Here is a 17,409-nt window from a genome sequence, read left to right as displayed (position 1 = left end):
GGCCGCAGACACGATCAAGTGTTTGAACAATTACTTACTGCGCGTGTGCCTGTTCCAGGCTGTCGATCTCTTCCTGCAGTGCCAGCCAGTCCATTTCTACTGCTTCCAGCAGGCTGCTGACCTCGCCCTGGCGTTTGACACTGCTACTCAGTTGCTGGCGATTGGCGTCATTGTAGGCATCTTCCGATGACAGGAACGCTTCCAGCGCGGCTTTTTCTTGCGACAGGGCGTCCAGCTGTTTTTCCAGCTTGGCAAGTTTGCTCAGCAAGGGCTTTTTGGCGGCGGCCAGTTTTTGCCGCGCTTCCGCTTCTTGTCGCTTCTGCTCCTTGCGGCCAACGTTCTGCGCGTCGCCACTGGAAGGAGTGCTGCTCTGACCCTGTTGTGCCAGCTGGGCCAGTCGCCATTGGCGATAGTCTTCCAGATCGCCGTCAAAGGCGGTGACGGTGCCATCGGCCACCAGCCAGAAGTCGTCGGTGGTGGCTTCCAGCAATGCCCGGTCGTGCGAAACCACCACCAGTGCACCGGCAAAATCTTGCAATGCCATGGTCAGCGCATGGCGCATTTCCAGGTCCAGGTGGTTGGTCGGTTCGTCCAGCAGCAGCAGATTGGGCTTTTGCCACACGATCAAAGCCAGCGCCAGTCGCGATTTTTCGCCGCCGGACATCGGTCCTACTGGGTCGGTAACGTTATCGCCGCGGAAGTTGAAGCCACCGAGGAAGTTGCGCAGCTCCTGCTCGCGGGTGTCCGGCGCCAGTTTCTGCATATGCCACAGGGGTGATTCGTCCGGGCGCAGCGTATCCAGCTGGTGCTGGGCAAAGTAGCCGATCTTCAGCATCTGCGCGCTGATCAACTCGCCGGTCTGGGGTTTCAGCTCGGCCGCCAGCAGTTTCACCAGCGTGGATTTACCGGCACCGTTGACGCCCAAGAGGCCGATGCGGCTACCGGCCATTACCGACAGGCTGATGCGTTGCAGGATCGGCTGTTCGCCATAACCGACACTGATGCTGTCCAGTCGCAGCAGCGGGTTGGGCAGGTTGTCCGGGGTGTCGAAATGAAAGTCGAACGGCGAGGCGACGTGTGCCGGCGCCACACGCTCCAGTTTTTCCAGCGCCTTGACGCGGCTCTGTGCCTGGCGTGCCTTGCTGGCCTTGGCCTTGAAGCGGGTAATGAACGATTCCAGATGCGCGATCTCGCGCTGCTGTTTCTCGTAGGCACCTTGCTGGCGGGACAGCTTTTCGGCGCGCATCACCTCGAACTGGCTGTAGTTGCCGGTGTACAGCGTCAGCGTTTGCGAGGCCACTTCCACGATGTGGCTGGTCACGCTGTCCAGAAAGTCGCGGTCGTGCGAGATCACCAGCAGTGTGCCCGGATAGGCTTTCAGCCAGTCCTCCAGCCACAGCACCGTTTCCAGGTCGAGGTGGTTGGTCGGTTCGTCCAGCAGCAACAGATCGGAGCGGCACATCAGCGCCTGTGCCAGGTTCAGACGCATGCGCCAGCCACCGGAAAATTCCGCCACCGGACGTTGCTGGCCTTCCTGGCTGAAGCCGAGGCCGGTCAGCAGCCGCGCGGCGCGCGACGGCGCGGCGTAGCCATCGATGCGGGCCAGTTCTTCGTGCAGGTGGCCGATGGCATGGCCGTCACCGCTGTGCTCGGCGGCGGCCAGTTGCTGTTCCAGGCTGCGCAGTTCGGCATCGCCGTCCAGCACATAGTCCAGTGCGCTCCGCTGCAGCGCCGGCGTTTCCTGCGCCACGTGCGCCATGGTCCACTGCGCCGGCACGATAGCGTCGCCGCTCTCGGCGTGAAGTTCGCCGCGCAGCAGTGCGAACAGGCTGGATTTGCCGGCGCCGTTGGCGCCCACCATGCCGACCTTGTTACCCGGGTTGATGGTGAGATTGGCCGCAACGAGCAATTCTTTCAGGCCGCGACGCAGGGTGAGGTTCTTTAACTGGATCATGTGTTCACTCGCCACGACGGGCAGACTGGGTGTTGGCCGCGCGTTGCGGCCAACCTTGTGGGTTCGATGGTATTGCTGGCGACTGCGGACTAAACCGGTGGCAGGCTGGAGAGGTCCCAGCGCGGCTTCACGGTAAAGCCGCCGGCGGGTTGGGCTTGCGACAGGCGCATGGCGCCGGCAAAGGCGATCATGGCGCCGTTGTCGGTACACAGTTTCAGCGGCGGATAGTACACCGCAAACTTGCGGCGCTTGGCCGCGGCATCCAGCGCTGCGCGCAGCTGCTTGTTGGCACCGACGCCGCCGGCCACTACCAGCTGGCTCATGCCGGTCTGCTTCAGCGCCTGTTGGCATTTGCTCACCAGTACTTCGACGATGGCTTCCTGGAAGGCGCGACAGATGTCCTTGCGCGCCTGTTCGTCGATGCTGCCGTGCTCGGCTTGCACCTGCTTGCTCAGCGTCAGCACCGCGGTCTTGAGGCCGGAAAAGCTCATGTCCAGATCGCCGGAGCGCAGCATCGGCCGCGGCAGGGTGAAGCGCGCCGGGTCGCCTTCCTCGGCCAGCTTTGACAGCAGCGGGCCGCCGGGGTAGGGCAGGCCGAGCAGTTTTGCGGTCTTGTCGAAGGCTTCGCCGGCGGCATCGTCCAGCGTTTCGCCGAGGATTTCGTACCGGCCGACGCCGCGTACCGCCATGATCTGGGTGTGGCCGCCGGAAACCAGCAGCGCCAGGAACGGAAACGTTGGCCGCGGCTCGGCCAGCAGCGGCGACAGCAGGTGGCCTTCCAGGTGATGTACCGGAATCACTGGTTTGCCGAGGCCGAAGGCCAGCGCATTGGCAAAGCTGGCGCCGACCAGTAGTGCGCCGCCAAGACCCGGCCCCTGGGTGTAGGCCACTGCATCGATGTCCTGCAGCGTGATGCCGGCTTCGGCGAGGCAGGCGTCGGTCAGCGGGCGGATGCGGCGGATGTGGTCGCGGCTGGCCAGCTCCGGCACCACGCCGCCGTACTCGGCGTGCATCGCCATCTGGCTGTGCAGCTGGTCGGCAATCAGGCCGCGCTCGGTGTCGTACAGGGCTACGCCGGGTTCGTCGCAGGACGATTCAATTCCAAGAACAAGCATTATCTGGCTTCAAAACAAATCAATCTTTCCATTTTACCGGTGATTCTTTGTCCGCCCAAATCGGCGATGTTAGGCTAGGCGCCTGTTTTGAGCGGAGAACAACAATGAAGGCAAGATTGAAGTGGGTAGACGGCGTGTGTTTCATGGGGGAAACCGGTAGCGGCCATGCGGTGGTAATGGATGGCGCGCCGGAAGGCGGTGGCCGCAATCTGGGTCCGCGCCCGATGGAACTGCTGCTGCTGGGGACTGCCGGCTGCACCAGCTACGACGTGATCAACATCCTGAAAAAGTCGCGTCAGGATGTGCGTGACTGCTGGGTGGAAATGGACGCCGAGCGTGCCGAGGTCGATCCGAAAGTGTTTACCCGCATCCACTTCCACTTTGTGGTGGTTGGCCGCGAGCTGAAGCCGGAAGTGGTGGAGCGCGCCATCAAGCTGTCGGCGGAGAAGTACTGCTCGGCTTCCATCATGCTGGGCAAAACCGCCGACATCACCCACGACTTCGAGATTCGCAGCGACGATTGATGCGGCCAACCTTGCCGCAATTGCAACGCCACCGGCAAACGGTGGCGTTTTGTTTTTCCACGGCGGCAAATCTTGCCGTTGCTGCCGCCGTCACGCGATGCGCCTCTCGGCAGGGGCCTGATTTTCTTGAGGGCGAATGGCTAAAAATTGTTGGCACACATCGTGCTTTAACGCGGTCATTCCTCCTTCGGTATCGTGCCATGTTGAACAAGATGTCCCAGCAACTCGATTTTCTGCAGCGCTCGCTGGACTTGCGTGCCGCGCGGGCAGAAGTCATTGCCGGCAATATCGCCAACGCCGATACCCCGGGTTACAAGGCGGTCGATTTCGATTTCGCCAAGGCGCTTGAGGCGCAGACCAGCTCGCAGGATGGCTCGCTGGGCATGACGCTGACCAATGGCCGCCACATGGCCGGTCATGGCCTGCAGCCGGCAGGTGCCAGCCTGCAGTACCGCAGCGCGGTACAGCGCAGCATCGACGGCAACTCGGTGGATATGGATGTGGAGCGTTCCGCGTTTACCGATAACGCGCTGAAATATCAAAGCACCCTGACATTCCTCGGTCGCCGTATCAGCGGCCTGATGGATGCCATCAAAGGCGGGCAATAATCATGTCGCTGTCTAACGTCTTCAATATTGCCGGCTCCGCGCTGACTGCTCAGTCGATGCGCCTGAACATCGTGGCCAGTAATGTGGCCAACGCCGAAAGCAGCACCAGCTCCACCGGCGAGCCGTACCGCGCCCGTCACGTGGTGTTTACCGCGACGCCGGTAACCTCCGATGTGCCGCAGGTGGCCGGAGTGCGTGCGACGGCCATCGTGGAAGATACCTCGCCGTTTCGCATGAAGTACCAGCCGGGTCACCCGCTGGCCGACGAAAACGGTTACGTGAAGATGTCCAACGTGAATCTGGTGGAAGAAATGGCGGACATGATCTCCGCATCGCGTTCCTACCAGACCAACGTGGAAATTGTGAATACTGCCAAAACCTTGCTGCAAAAGACTTTGCAGCTGGGTCAGTAAGCTGAAGCCGGGAGAGTGTGATGTCCACCATTGCCAGTTCGACCTACAACCAGACGGCGCTTGACCAGATCAACGGCACCAGCGGCCAGTCGGCCAATGCGGCCAACGTAACGTCGGCCGAAGAAATCCAGAACCGCTTTCTGAAGCTGCTGACCACTCAGATGAAATCGCAGGACCCGCTGAATCCGATGGACAACAGCCAGATGACGACACAGATGTCGCAGATCAGCACCGTGTCCGGGCTGGAAAAGCTCAACTCGACGCTGAAAGTGATGATGGATGCGCAGCTGTCGGGCCAGTCGATGGCCGCGGTAAACGTCATCGGCAAGAAAGTGCTGTCGAGTGGCAATGGCCTCAATCTGCAGAACGGTACGGCGCCAGGGCTGGTCAAGTTGTCTGCACCGGCCGACAAGGTGTCGGTGGATATCCGCGACAGCAACGGCAAGCTGGTGCGCTCTCTGGATGTGGCTGGTGGCGATGCCGGCATGCTCAGCTACACCTGGGATGGCAAGGACATGAATGGCGCGGCAGTGGCGGACGGCAGCTATAGCGTACAAGTTAGTGCCAGCAATGCCGGCACGGCCGTGCCGGTAACTTCGCTGCAAGGCTATATGGTTAGCGCGGTGGCATTTGAAAGTGGACAACCCCAGTTGATTCTTTCTTCCGGTCAGCGCGTCGGCCTGACGGATGTTGAATTGATTACGGCTTAAGCATTCGAGGAGAAAGCATCATGGGTTTTCAGCAAGGTCTGAGTGGTCTGAATGCAGCCAGTAAATCGCTGGATGTCATCGGTAACAACGTTGCCAACGCCAATACCGTGGGTTTCAAGCAATCTCGTGCCGAGTTTGCCGATATCTACGCCAACAGCCTGTCGGCAATCAGCAATACCCAGGTGGGTATCGGTGTGCAGACGGTAAACGTGGCGCAAAGCTTTTTTCAGGGCAACGTCACCACGACGCAAAACCCGCTGGATCTGGCGATTTCCGGCCCGGGCTTTTTTCAGGTGAACTCCGCAGAATCGGGCGATGGCGTATCGGCTTATACCCGTAATGGCCAGTTCAAGCTGAACAAGGATGGCTATTTCGAGAACAATGGTTACTTCCTGACCGGTTACCAGCTGGACTCTTTCGGTAACGAGATCGGCGCCGAAGGCCCGTTGAACATTGCCAACCTGGCGCAGGGCGTGGCCAAGGCCACCACCAATATCGACTGGAGTTTCAACCTCGACGCCGACGCCACCCGTACCCCGGCAATCGCCTATGCCGCCGGCGGTGGTTACGATGTGCCGGATGTGACGGTGCGGGGTTCCTACTCCTATACCAATACCAGCAAGTTCTATGACAACTTCGGCTCGCCGCACGAAGTGACGGTGTTCTTCGTGAAGCGTAATGCCGCGACCAATACCTGGGATGTGTACCGGCAGCTTGATGGCGGTACCGTTACCAACGCCGATGGCACGGCTGCACCGGCCAACCCGCCTTACCAGATTACCTTCGATTCGCTGGGGCAATTAAATAGCCCGACGCCACCGACTTTCCAGATTGGTGTCGCAGAAGGCGTGACGTTGGCTAACCCGATTACCATCGATCTGAGCAAAACCACGCAGTATGCCGGCGAGTTTGCGGTGACCGGGCTGAATAATGACGGTTATCCGCTGGGTAGCCTGGCCAGTGTTAACGTCGGTGGTGATGGTCTGGTCAGCGCGCGGTTTTCCAATGGTTATGTGCAGAACGTTGGCCACATCAAACTGTACAACTTTGTGAATCCGCAGGGTCTGCGTCCGGTAGGGGACAACCGCTGGGTATATACCGATAGCGCCGGCGCCAAGACGGTCGGTAGTCCCGACTCCGCCGGTTTGGGGGCGCTGCAGTCCGGTGCTCTGGAAGATTCCAACGTGGATACCACCCAGGAACTGGTCAACATGATCGTGGCGCAGCGTTACTATCAGGCCAACGCGCAGACCATCAAGACCCAGGACTCGGTGCTGCAGACGCTGCTGAACCTCCGCTAACCATTGATCTGAAAGGTGTGAACTGAATGGACAAGATGTTGTATCTGGCAATGAACGGCGCCAAGCATGTGGATCTGCAACAGGCAACGACGGCCAACAACCTTGCCAACGTTCACACCAATGGTTTCAAGGCCGACCTGGCATCGTTCCGTGCCTTGCCGGTGGTGGGCGATGGTGCCCCGACGCGCATTTACCAGGTGGATAACACCATCGGTCACGATTTGTCGCAGGGTGTTCTGCAGCAAACCGGCAATGATTTCGACTTTGCGCTGACGACGCCGGGTTTTTTTGCCGTGCAGTTGCCGGATGGCGGCGAAGCCTACACCCGTAATGGCGGTTTCGAGCTGGATGCGACCGGCACCATGCGCACGAGAACTGGCATGGCAATTGCTGGAGAGAGTGGCCCGCTGCAGATTCCGGAAGGCTACAAGGTGGATGTGCGTCAGGATGGCTATGTGTTTGCCATTCCGGCCAATGGTGGCGAACCGCAAGAGGTTGGCCGCATCAAGCTGGTCAACCCGCCGGCCAACACCATGTACAAGGGAGATGACGGCCTGTTCCGCCAGAGTAATGGCGAGGATGCCGATGCCGATCCGGCGGTGCGGGTGCGTAGCGGATTTCTGGAGGCCAGCAACGTCAATGCCGTTGACAGCCTGGTGCAGATGATTAGCCACGCCAAACAATACGATCTGAATGTCCGCATGATGCAAACAGCGGATCAGGATGCCCGCCAGGCGACACAGATTCTGTCGCTGAACGCGTAACGACAAGATAAGCAGGTAACCGCACCATGATGCGTTCGCTCTACATCGCCAAGACCGGCATGGAATCCAGCCAGTTCCGGCTGGACGTGATTTCCAATAACCTGGCCAACGTCGCTACCAAGGGCTTCAAGCGCAGCAATGCGGTGTTCGAAGACCTGATGTACCAGACCTTGCGTGAGCCGGGTTCGCGTCTGCAAACCGGAGAGGAGCTGCCGACTGGCCTGCATGTCGGTCTGGGCTCGGCGGCAACTGCGACTGCCCGGGTGCACACCCAGGGCGGCCTGTCGACTACCGACAATGTGCTGGACCTGGCTATCAATGGTCGAGGCTTCTTCAAGGTGACAACGCCGGACGGCGAGACTGCCTACACCCGTAATGGCCAGTTCCAGCGCGGCTCTACCGGCCGGCTGGAGACATCCGAGGGCTATCCGCTGCAGCCGGAAATCACCATTCCTGATGGTACAGCCATCGAGGTGTCTACCGATGGCACCGTCTCCTACATTCCTGCAGGCAGTACCACCCGTGTCGATGCCGGTCAGCTCGAACTGGCTGATTTCATCAATTCCCCGGGTCTGGAGTCGCTGGGCGGTAATCTTTACCGCGAGACTACTGCTTCGGGGGCACCTATTGCCGGTACCGGCGGTTTGCTGGGCTTTGGTGCCATCAAATCGGGTTTTCTCGAAGAGTCCAACGTCAATGTGGCGGAAGAGCTGGTGGGCATGATTCAGGCGCAGCGTGCGTACGAAATGAACTCGCGGGCAATCAAGACCTCTGATGAAATGCTGCAGCGTCTGACGCAGCTGTAACCGGGTTGATTGAGTAAGGTGATGGCGATGAAAAAATGGCTGCCGATGATGTCTTTGCTACTGGTGGCATGCAGTACCCAGTCGCCACCCATTACCCAGCAGCCGATGTCGATCCGGCCGCAACCGGCGGCGGTGGCCATGTCGCCGCAGGGTTCTATTTTCGGTGCCAGTAGCTATCAGCCGTTCTTCGAGGACAAGGTGCCGCTGCGGGTTGGTGATCTGCTGACCGTTACCATTAGCGAGAGCTCGACCTCGTCCAACAAGGAAGATTCTGCCGGTAATCGCCAGTCCAGTATAAACGGCTCTGTCGGTGCCTCGCTGTCGTTGCCGTTTGTGCCGGGGGCGCTGGAGAAGAAGCTGGCGGGTACTACTCTCAGTGGTAGTGGTTCGGCCAGCGACTCTGGCAAGAGCAGCAGTTCCAATAGCACCAGCTTCCAGTCGACGATTACCGTGACCGTGATCGATGTCTATCCGAATGGCAATTTGCTGGTCAGCGGTGAAAAGCAGCTCAAGGTAAATAGCGAGCACGAGTTCGTCCGCCTGTCCGGGGTGGTCAACCCGCGTGATATTGCCCAGAATCGCACCATTGCGTCGACCAGGCTGGCGGATGCCCGCATCGAGCAGATCAACGAGGGGCGCAGTCGTTTCTATAACGACGTGGGCTGGTTGCAGAAGATTTTCCTGGCAGTGATGCCGTTCTGAGGCGTAAAGCTGACATGAAACGTTTGTGGCTGGTATTGCTGGCGGGCTTGCTGTGTGTGAATGCACAGGCCGCGCAGCGTCTGAAGGAAATAAGCAGCGTGGCTGGCGTCCGTTCCAACCCGCTGCTTGGCTATGGTCTGGTGGTGGGGCTGGATGGCAGTGGCGACAAGTCCAGTTCTTCTCCGTTCACCACCCAGTCGCTGGCCAATATGCTTAACCAGTTGGGAATCCAGGTGCCGGCGGGTACCAAGATTGATCCCAAGAACGTGGCGGCGGTGTCGCTGACCGCGGTATTACCGCCCTTTGGCCGTCGCGGCCAACCGCTGGACGTGACCGTTTCCTCTATCGGTGATGCCAAGAGTCTGAAGGGCGGAACGCTGCTGCTGTCGCCATTGAAAGGGGCGGATGGGCAGATTTACGCGCTGGCGCAGGGGAATGTGGTCGTTGGTGGCGCCGGTGCGGCCGCAGGGGGCAGCAAGGCACAGGTTAACCATTTGAGTGTTGGCCGCATCCCGGCGGGGGCGACTATCGAGCGCGAGGTGCCTAATGCCTTTGCCAGTAGCGAAGTGGTCATGCTCAATCTGGCCGAGTCGGACTTTACCACCGCCAATCATGTGGTGATGGCCGTGAATCGCGAGTTCGGGGCCAATACCGCGCGTGCGCTTGATGGCGGCACGGTAGAAATCCGGGCGCCGCAGGATAGCAATAGCCGCATCCAGTTCCTGTCGCGGCTGGAAAATATCAATGTCGAGCCGGGCGAAGAGGTACCTCTGGTCATCATTAATGCCCGCACCGGGTCCATTGTCATGAACAAGGCGGTGAAACTGGAGCCTTGCGCCATTGCGCATGGCAATTTGTCCGTGACCGTCAACAATACCCCGGGTGTAAGCCAGCCAGCACCGTTGAGTGGCGGCAATACCGTAACCACCAACCAGGCTAATGTTGCCATCAAGTCCGATGCCGGCAAGGTGATCAATCTGCCTGGTGGCGCCTCCTTGTCGCAGGTCGTCAACGCACTCAATACTGTAGGCGCCACACCGCAGGACCTGGTCTCGATTCTGCAGGCAATGAAGTCATCCGGTGCGCTAAAGGCTGATCTGCAGATCATCTAAGGCGATTTGCGGCCAACATGAGAAAGCACCTGCGGGTGCTTTTTTTGTTGGCCCGCTTCTTGCTGTGAAAGGGTGATTATTACCGGAGCACTTCAGCATGTCCCTGCCTACACTTTCAAACCAGCTGGTAATGGACCCTGCCGCCACGCAGGGTATTGCCGCGCTGTCGCACAAGGATCCCAAGGCGGCGCTGAAGGCAGTGGCGGGCCAGTTTGAAGGCCTGCTGCTAGGGCAGTTGATGTCGGCAATGCGTGAAAACTCGCTGGGTGGTGAAGATGACACTGGCGCGATGGATACTTTCCGCGGGATGTACGACCAGCAGCTGGTAGAGGGCATGGTGCAATCTGGCGGTATGGGGCTTGCCAACATGCTGACGCAGCAGCTGATGCGGCAGGCAAATCTGTCCGATGGGCAGCAAGAATTGCCGCCGCCTGGCGTGCAATTGCCGCCTGTCGTGTCCCGAGCCCGATTGCAGCAAGCCTATGGGGATGGGCTGAGTTCTACTGCTGCCGCGACACCAGACAGTAGCACTGACGCGTTGCCCAGCGATAAAACCGGTTTTGTTGCCGCCCTGTTGCCGCATGCCCGTCGCGCGGCCGAACGTCTGGGGGTCGCACCCGAGGTGCTGGTTGCGCACGCGGCGTTGGAATCTGGCTGGGGGCGACGCATGTTGCGGCAACCTGATGGCCAGAACAGTTTCAATCTGTTCGGTATCAAGGCATCCACTAACTGGCAGGGCGACTCGGTGGCGGCATTGACTACCGAATATGAGTCGGGCAAGGCGAAAAAGCAGGTAGAGAGCTTCCGTGCCTACCAGTCTTATGGACAAGCATTTGATGATTATGCGCAATTGATCGAAAACAGCCCGCGTTACCGGCAAGCATTGAATCTCGGCGGCGATTTCGGCGCCTATGCGCAGGCATTGCAGCGTGGCGGTTACGCCACCGACCCGGCATATGCTGCCAAGCTGCAGGCAGTGGCCAAGAGTGTTGTTGCCCTGTAAGGCTTCAATTAACGGCCATGCTGCCGATATAGAGTGGTAAGGAGAGTACGATGAATCTGTTGAATCTGGGTGCGAGCGGCGTGTCAGCTGCCAGGGTGAACCTGGAAACCACCAGTCACAACATCAGTAACGTGAATACTGAAGGCTATTCACGCCAAGTGGTATCTCAAAAGGCTGCCTTGCCACAGTACAACGGCTTCGGCTTTCTGGGGCAGGGGGCCGATATTGCCAGTGTAAGCCGCATGTTTGACCAGTTTGTCGAAGTGGAGAATCGTACTGCTACCGCGAATATCAGTTCGCTGCAGGCACAGCAGAATGCTCTGGGCACCATCGACAATATGTTGACCGATAGCTCCACCGGCATCATGGCCTCGGTGCAGCAATTCTTTACTGCGATGCAGACGGCCGCGGCCAACCCGACCTCCGTGGCCACTCGTCAGGTGGTATTAAGCCAGGCTCAGGCCCTTGTGGACCGCTTTCAGACGACCAATGGCCAGATAGAAGAGTTGCGGCAAAACCTGCGGGGCGAAGTAGAGGTGAATGTTCAGCGTATCAATACGCTGGCCGAGAATTTGGCCAAGATAAACAGGCAAATCACCATTTTGTCCGATGGCAATGCCAAGATACCTAACGATCTGCTGGATCAACGTGATCAACTGGTAGTTGATATGAATAAAGTGGTTCATGTCAGCATGGTGCAGTCGGACGATGGTAACTACAACGTGTTTCTCGATAATGGTTCAGCATTGGTGGTTGGCTCCGACTACTCCACACTATCAACCAAATCGACCCAGAGCTCGATCGAGGTCTATGTAAATACCCGGCAGGCAACGCCGATACAACTGCAGTATTCGGATATCAAAGGTGGTGAACTGCAGGGTAATCTGCAATTGTTGGAGCAGGATATTCCGCGTGTGCAGATCGATTTGGGCAACCTTGCAGTCGAGTTTACCGACGCGGTTAACCGGCAGCATGGTTTGGGCGTGGATTTGACTGGTCAGTACGAGCCTGCCTCAACTCAGTCCTATCTTGATCCGGCAGCCAGTACCGGCCCGTACATTGCGCAAACAGGTGGCTTGTTTGTCGACCTCGGGGCTGAACGTTTGCAGGCTGAACAGGCCACCACTATTACCGATGAGGCATTGGCATTGCGTTTGGCCATCGATCACTTGGGGGTCAAGGTTTCAAACCCGGCACAATTGGCCATGTCATCTGGTGTTATGGCGGTACCGGCCTTTAACCCGGATGGTTCTCTGGTGCAGCCAAGCATAACGTCTGTATGGCAAGAGGCTTACTTGCATCAGGACAATGCCACACCATTTGTTGGCAAAGAGCCGAATGCACGACTTTTTGATGTGCTGCCACCACCGAATTCTATCCAGATTCCTTTTGATGCTACGACAAATCCCGTGTTTGGGACGCCAAGTACTACTGCGGCAGGCTATACCTTTACAGCCATTTCCAAATCAGCTTCCCAACAGGGGGTGTGGGAGTTCGAAATGACTTCTCCTGCTGGCCAGACAGTAAAGTTGGCATTCAAGGCGGAGTCTTTGCCTTTGACGGGGACGACAAACCTGACCATTCGGGCTCGCGACCCGGCGACTGATGGCATCAATGGTGTTGATAACAGCAATATGTTGGCCATCAATAACCTGCAATCAAAGCCGATTTTGGCAAGTAGCAAGAGTGGCGCGACTTCGCTTTATCCCAAAATCACGGATGCGGGCTTTACTCGCACTTCAACTATGGAAGTGTACTTTGCTCAAACCGTGAGCTATGTCGGCAGCCGCGGAAGCATTACCGATGTGCAGTTGACCGCCCAGAAAAACCTTAGCCTCGAGGTAACCAAAAAGAAGCAAGCATTGTCTGGCGTCGATTTGGACCAGGAGGCTGCTAACCTCGTGAAATTCCAGCAGGCATACCAAGCGTCAAGCAAGGTAATCCAGGTTGCACAGCAGACCTTCCAGTCAATCCTGGATGCAATGGCGTAAGGAGTAAAACTATCATGCGAGTAACTACCACCACACAGTTCAGCATGGGTGTGTTCTACATGCAGCAAAAGCAGGCAAGCCTGCAGAAATTGTATGAGCAAATATCCTCCAAGCAACGGGTCATTAGTGCATCAGACGATCCTGCCGCCGCATCCCTTGCCGTAGAAGTGTCGGCTATTGCCGATCGCAATAATCGCTATGTTAGTAATGCAGGACTGGCATACGATCAATTGTCAATTACGGACACGACTTTGCAGAGTGTTGCCAACAATATCACCCGTATTCACGAGTTAACCGTGCAGGCGGGAAAACCTGCGTTATCGGACACTGATCGTGCTGCGATGCGTAGTGAATTGGTTGAGGTCAGCAAGAACCTGGTGGGTTTGCTCAACTCGACTAGTGCAGAAGGGAATTACATTTTTGGTGGCACCGCGACGGATAGCAAACCTTTTGATATTTCCTGGGAGCCCGGTATCAAGATTACCTACCTTGGTAATACCCAAAGACAGGAAGTATCAATCGGTGCATCCCGAACCTTGGCGTTGACTGAACCAGGCAATCTTGTTGCGGGCAGTACCAGTGTTGTGTCTCCGTTAGCAACTGCACTGCCTGCAGTTGCAGCCAATCCACCCACGGTCCCATTGGCATTGCCCGCCGTGTCTACCGATCCGGATGCCTTTTCTGGTGGTAACCAATTATTTCAGGCTATTTCTCGGCTGGATGAGTTGCTGCGTGTCGGTCCCAATGACCAGGGCAGCACAGCTGCCTTTGACAGGATGCTATATGAGTCTCGTCAGTTGACGGCGGCTGGAACGACTCCTAATCCGTACAAGGCTTATGAGGATTTCGCCGCAACGCCGGACTGGAATATCCCCGATCCTCCCAACCCGAATAGCGGTTCCGCCTATTACTCAAAGGGGATGGCCGAAGTTTTGAAGGGGTTGGATGCCGGTTTCGAACAGGTTGTGTCGGTCAATACTGTTATCGGCTCACGAATGAATGCGGCCCAGACGGTAAAAGATATCGGTGTTGATCAAGACATCAGTTATACCCAGCGTATCCAGCAGCTGGTGGGACTAGATGAGGATGGTTATGTCAAAGCCATTTCCTCCTACCAGCAGGCTGTTACTGCCTTGCAGGCCTCGCAGCAGACGTTCTCCAGTATCAGCAAGTTGTCGCTGTTCAACTATCTGTAATTGCAGGCTGTTGGTGGTATGATGCCGCCCTTTGTCGGCATGGCGGTGGGAGTGATATGGAAACAATGCGTTTGTCCAAGCGCTTGGCTGAAATGGGCATCTGCTCGCGCCGCGAAGCGGATGTCTACATCGAAAAAGGCTGGGTGAAGGTAAACGGTGTTGCCGCTGTACTGGGGCAGAAGGTTTCACCTGACGACCTGATCGTGGTGGAGAGGCAGGCGCTAACGGCACAAGCGCATCGGGTAACTATCCTGTTGAACAAGCCGGTCGGGTATGTGTCCGGGCAGGCCGAGAATGGTTACCAGCCTGCTGTAGTGCTGATCCGGCCGGAAAATCATTGGCATGGCGATCAAAGTAAAGTCAACTTTTCTCGTGACCACCTGAAAGGGTTGGCTCCAGCCGGTCGACTGGATATCGACTCCGTCGGGCTGCTGGTATTGACCCAGGATGGGCGGGTCGCCAAGGAAATCATTGGCGAAAACTCTGCGGTGGAAAAAGAATATCTGGTGCGGGTTGAAGGTGAGCTTGATTCCGAGGGTTTGCGCCTGCTGAATCATGGTCTGGCACTGGATGGCCAGGCCCTGCAACCTGCCAAGGTGTGGTGGCAAAACGACGACCAATTGCGTTTCATCCTGCGAGAAGGCAAGAAACGCCAGATTCGCCGCATGTGCGAGTTGGTCGGTTTGCGGGTAGTTGGTCTCAAGCGGATCCGTATCGGTAACATCATGCTTGGTGATTTGCCGACAGGGCAGTGGCGCTATCTGTCACAGGACGAAAATTTTAGCTAATTAAAAGACCTGCCTTGTGGCAGGTCTTTTAATTCAACCCCATTGTTTGACCAGAAACCCAGGGCGGATACCTGCATCTTTCATTGAAACAGGTCCGGTAATGCTGTATTCGGTTAGCGCTGTATTTCGCGGTAGCGGTTCGCCATACATATCACCGCTGCCAGAACGTACCGAAGCCACGCGTGGCGTGTTTCCTCGGCCCTCGGGAGGGCGTTGTACGACCACGGCAATTTCTCCATTGCTCAGCCGGACAAAGCTGCCTGGCGGATAGATGCCGATTTCCTTAATCAACATGGCGACAAAACGAGCATCAAACTCGCTGAAATCGCCTCGATACAGTTTGCCAAGCGCAACGGATGGCAAGTGCCCTGGGCGATGGGCGTGAGTCGTCAGCAGGGAGGTCAGTACGTCGGTCAGGCGAATCAGATGGGCACCCGGATCAATCTGTTCCTTCTTGAGACCGTACGGGTAGCCGCTGCCATTCCATTCTTCATGGTGCTGTTGGATCAGTAGGTGCCAGCGCTCATCCTCAATCTTTAGGTCACGCAGAATGGCCGAGGAAAGCAAGGGATGAGCGTACATCTCCGAGCGCTGTGCATCATCCAGCGGTTGTTCCTGGCGGCTCAGCTCGCTGTGCATTGCCGTGGTCGAGATATTCATGGTCAGTGCGGCGCATAGCAGTATCTGCTGTTCGGCCGCAGGTAGATTCAAACGTCGCCCGAGCACGGCCAGAATAGCTGCGGTATGCAGACTGTGCATGCTGCCATAGTCTTTGTATGGTACCAGCAGACAGGACGCAATTAGCCCATCCGGATGCTGGTTTGCCAAGCGGATCAGCCTTTCGGCGACTTGTTCGATCTCTTCGGCAAAGTTGTTGAACTGGAAAAACCGGTTGAGCAGGCCGCCCATTTTGTGCGCCAAGCGATCCATTTCCATGATGGGGTTGCTCTGGCGATTGGCATGTTCGCGACGCTCCTGGTCATGCTTTTCCCTTCGTTCTCGCAGCTCTTTTTCAATCTGTGCTGCCCGGTCATGGCCGGTAATCAGGCCGTGCTCCAGCAAGCGTTGTTTCTGCGCTTCGGTCAGGACATAGTGGCCGCGCTTGATGAACAACATGCCATTTTTGGCGAACACATCGGTCGACAGTTCTGCACCGATGGTGATCATGTTGGACGGTAGCGGAGTAGAGGGCTTGCTCATGATGGTCTTGCCTTAAAGCGCAATGCTGGCAGTGTGGAAGGTGCTAGCGAATAAGTGTGGCACTGGTGCGGAGTCGCTTCCACAGACTTGCCAGATACTGTGGCCGGACACCGATCTGTTGCTGGTCAAGTGCCTGCAAAATCTTGTATTGCGAACTGTTGGCCTCGCGCAATTGCGGTTTGTTATAGGAGCTGCCGCTGTTGCTGCGGAGCACTGCCACGCAGGGCTCGTTGGCGCGGCTGCGCCGTTGCAGTACCACGCCCATTTCATGGTTGGCCAGCTGTACAAAGCAGCCGGGAGGGTAGATGCCGAGTTCTTTTACCAGCAGGGCGGTGAAACGGTAATCGAATGACCTGTCGGCCTCAAGAAAAACGTGAGCCAGCGCCTTGTTCGGTTTCAGGGCCGCGCGATAGCCGCGGGGGGCCAGCTTGGCTGCGGTAACGTCGGCGATATGCAGCAGGTGTGACAGCGATTCGATATGCTCGCGGTTTAAACCGTACGGGTAGCCCTTGCCATTCCATTGCTCGTGGTGTGTCTGAACCAAGAGATGCCACATTTCATCGTGGACGCCCAGTTCGCGCAGCATGGCAGAAGAAAGGAGCGGGTGGCCCTCGATCTGCTGGCGCTGCTCGTCAGACAGCGGGCTGCTTTGGTGGTGCAGCGAGTCCATCAGCGCGGCAATTGACAGGTTCATGGTGAGGGCTGCGCATAGCAGGCTGGCCCGTACCTCGGCTGGCAGCTCCAGTTTCTCGGCCAGTACGGCCAGGATAATGGCGACATGGATGCTGTGAGCTGCCGCATACTTTCCCATCGGCACCAGCAACACGGCGGCCAACATGCCATCCGGTGCCCGCAGGGTGAACGCGGTCAGGCGATTGGCCAGAGCGCGCACGCGTTGTTCGAAGCCATCGGCAGAAAGCCCTGCACCCAGCAAAAAATCCAGATGACGGCTGGCATGCTGGACCTCTTCAAACGGACTGAAGTCGTCAATGCGTGCCAGGTCGTTATCCATCGGCGGCACCGGGCCGGCCGGCTGGGTGACGCCCATGCTGACCAGGCGGTTGCGCTGTTTCTCGTTCAGCACGTAATGGCCTTTTTTCAGCAACAGCAGGCCATTGCGGGCATAAATGTCCGTCGGCAGCGCTTCGCCAACTTTCAGCATCTGTTCCAGCGATGGCGAGTTATCGGACTTCTCCATGGCACCCATATGTAAGTTGCTGCA

Annotated in this window: 17 protein-coding genes; 13 read left to right on the top strand and 4 right to left on the bottom strand. The window is 57.6% G+C overall.

From position 1 onward, the window contains the following. Positions 1 to 34: 34 nt before the first annotated feature. Both HU218_RS14285 and tsaD read right to left on the bottom strand, forming a co-directional pair. Positions 35 to 1,954, bottom strand: a complete 1,920-nt coding sequence (locus HU218_RS14285; RefSeq protein WP_174875614.1) for an ATP-binding cassette domain-containing protein — start codon at positions 1,952 to 1,954, stop codon at positions 35 to 37. A gap of 89 nt (positions 1,955 to 2,043) precedes the next feature. After that, positions 2,044 to 3,069 (bottom strand): tRNA (adenosine(37)-N6)-threonylcarbamoyltransferase complex transferase subunit TsaD, encoded by a 1,026-nt coding sequence (gene tsaD / locus HU218_RS14280; RefSeq protein ID WP_174875613.1) that lies wholly within the window; start codon positions 3,067 to 3,069, stop codon positions 2,044 to 2,046. Positions 3,070 to 3,173: 104 nt separating this feature from the next. On the opposite strand from tsaD, the gene HU218_RS14275 reads away from it, so the two are divergent. The 13 genes from HU218_RS14275 to HU218_RS14215 all read left to right on the top strand — a co-directional run bounded on the left by HU218_RS14275 (position 3,174) and on the right by HU218_RS14215 (position 14,987). Further along, on the top strand, positions 3,174 to 3,593 hold the full coding sequence (locus HU218_RS14275) for an OsmC family protein (RefSeq protein WP_174875612.1): 420 nt from the start codon (positions 3,174 to 3,176) through the stop codon (positions 3,591 to 3,593). A gap of 212 nt (positions 3,594 to 3,805) precedes the next feature. Next, complete coding sequence (flgB, locus tag HU218_RS14270; protein WP_246211226.1) at positions 3,806 to 4,201, top strand: flagellar basal body rod protein FlgB; 396 nt, start codon at positions 3,806 to 3,808, stop codon at positions 4,199 to 4,201. A gap of 2 nt (positions 4,202 to 4,203) precedes the next feature. Beyond that, entirely contained in the window at positions 4,204 to 4,614 is a 411-nt protein-coding gene (gene flgC, locus HU218_RS14265; RefSeq protein WP_174875610.1) for a flagellar basal body rod protein FlgC, read from the top strand. A gap of 20 nt (positions 4,615 to 4,634) precedes the next feature. Beyond that, complete coding sequence (locus tag HU218_RS14260) at positions 4,635 to 5,324, top strand: flagellar hook assembly protein FlgD (RefSeq protein WP_174875609.1); 690 nt, start codon at positions 4,635 to 4,637, stop codon at positions 5,322 to 5,324. Positions 5,325 to 5,344: 20 nt separating this feature from the next. Continuing rightward, the gene (flgE, locus tag HU218_RS14255; RefSeq protein WP_174875608.1) at positions 5,345 to 6,625 is read left to right on the top strand and encodes a flagellar hook protein FlgE; all 1,281 of its coding nucleotides are present in this window, start codon (positions 5,345 to 5,347) and stop codon (positions 6,623 to 6,625) included. 26 nt (positions 6,626 to 6,651) lie between these two features. Continuing rightward, a complete protein-coding gene (flgF, locus tag HU218_RS14250; RefSeq protein WP_174875607.1) occupies positions 6,652 to 7,389 on the top strand; it encodes a flagellar basal-body rod protein FlgF in 738 nt (245 codons plus the stop codon). A gap of 26 nt (positions 7,390 to 7,415) precedes the next feature. Continuing rightward, positions 7,416 to 8,195, top strand: a complete 780-nt coding sequence (gene flgG, locus HU218_RS14245) for a flagellar basal-body rod protein FlgG (RefSeq protein WP_174875606.1) — start codon at positions 7,416 to 7,418, stop codon at positions 8,193 to 8,195. Between the two features lie 27 nt (positions 8,196 to 8,222). Then, the gene (locus HU218_RS14240) at positions 8,223 to 8,897 is read left to right on the top strand and encodes a flagellar basal body L-ring protein FlgH (protein WP_174875605.1); all 675 of its coding nucleotides are present in this window, start codon (positions 8,223 to 8,225) and stop codon (positions 8,895 to 8,897) included. 14 nt (positions 8,898 to 8,911) lie between these two features. Beyond that, positions 8,912 to 10,009, top strand: coding sequence for a flagellar basal body P-ring protein FlgI (locus tag HU218_RS14235; protein WP_174875604.1), 1,098 nt, complete (start codon positions 8,912 to 8,914; stop codon positions 10,007 to 10,009). A 97-nt stretch (positions 10,010 to 10,106) separates the two neighbouring features. Beyond that, positions 10,107 to 11,012 (top strand): flagellar assembly peptidoglycan hydrolase FlgJ, encoded by a 906-nt coding sequence (gene flgJ, locus HU218_RS14230; protein WP_174875603.1) that lies wholly within the window; start codon positions 10,107 to 10,109, stop codon positions 11,010 to 11,012. A 50-nt stretch (positions 11,013 to 11,062) separates the two neighbouring features. Continuing rightward, positions 11,063 to 13,003: a flagellar hook-associated protein FlgK gene (flgK, locus tag HU218_RS14225; RefSeq protein WP_174875602.1), complete on the top strand. Its 1,941-nt coding sequence runs from the start codon at positions 11,063 to 11,065 to the stop codon at positions 13,001 to 13,003. Between the two features lie 14 nt (positions 13,004 to 13,017). Continuing rightward, positions 13,018 to 14,199 (top strand): flagellar hook-associated protein FlgL, encoded by a 1,182-nt coding sequence (gene flgL, locus HU218_RS14220; protein WP_174875601.1) that lies wholly within the window; start codon positions 13,018 to 13,020, stop codon positions 14,197 to 14,199. Positions 14,200 to 14,255: 56 nt separating this feature from the next. After that, entirely contained in the window at positions 14,256 to 14,987 is a 732-nt protein-coding gene (locus HU218_RS14215) for a pseudouridine synthase (RefSeq protein ID WP_174875600.1), read from the top strand. 33 nt (positions 14,988 to 15,020) lie between these two features. Here HU218_RS14215 and HU218_RS14210 read toward each other — a convergent pair whose 3' ends face one another. Then, entirely contained in the window at positions 15,021 to 16,187 is a 1,167-nt protein-coding gene (locus HU218_RS14210) for an HD-GYP domain-containing protein (RefSeq protein ID WP_174875599.1), read from the bottom strand. Between the two features lie 43 nt (positions 16,188 to 16,230). After that, on the bottom strand, positions 16,231 to 17,385 hold the full coding sequence (locus HU218_RS14205) for an HD-GYP domain-containing protein (protein ID WP_174875598.1): 1,155 nt from the start codon (positions 17,383 to 17,385) through the stop codon (positions 16,231 to 16,233). Positions 17,386 to 17,409: the final 24 nt, after the last annotated feature.

Source organism: Vogesella oryzae, from assembly GCF_902829295.1.
In the GTDB taxonomy this organism is placed as follows: domain Bacteria; phylum Pseudomonadota; class Gammaproteobacteria; order Burkholderiales; family Chromobacteriaceae; genus Vogesella; species Vogesella oryzae.
Note: the sequence above shows the minus strand (reverse complement) of the source record. Positions and strands in the feature narration are given on the sequence as shown.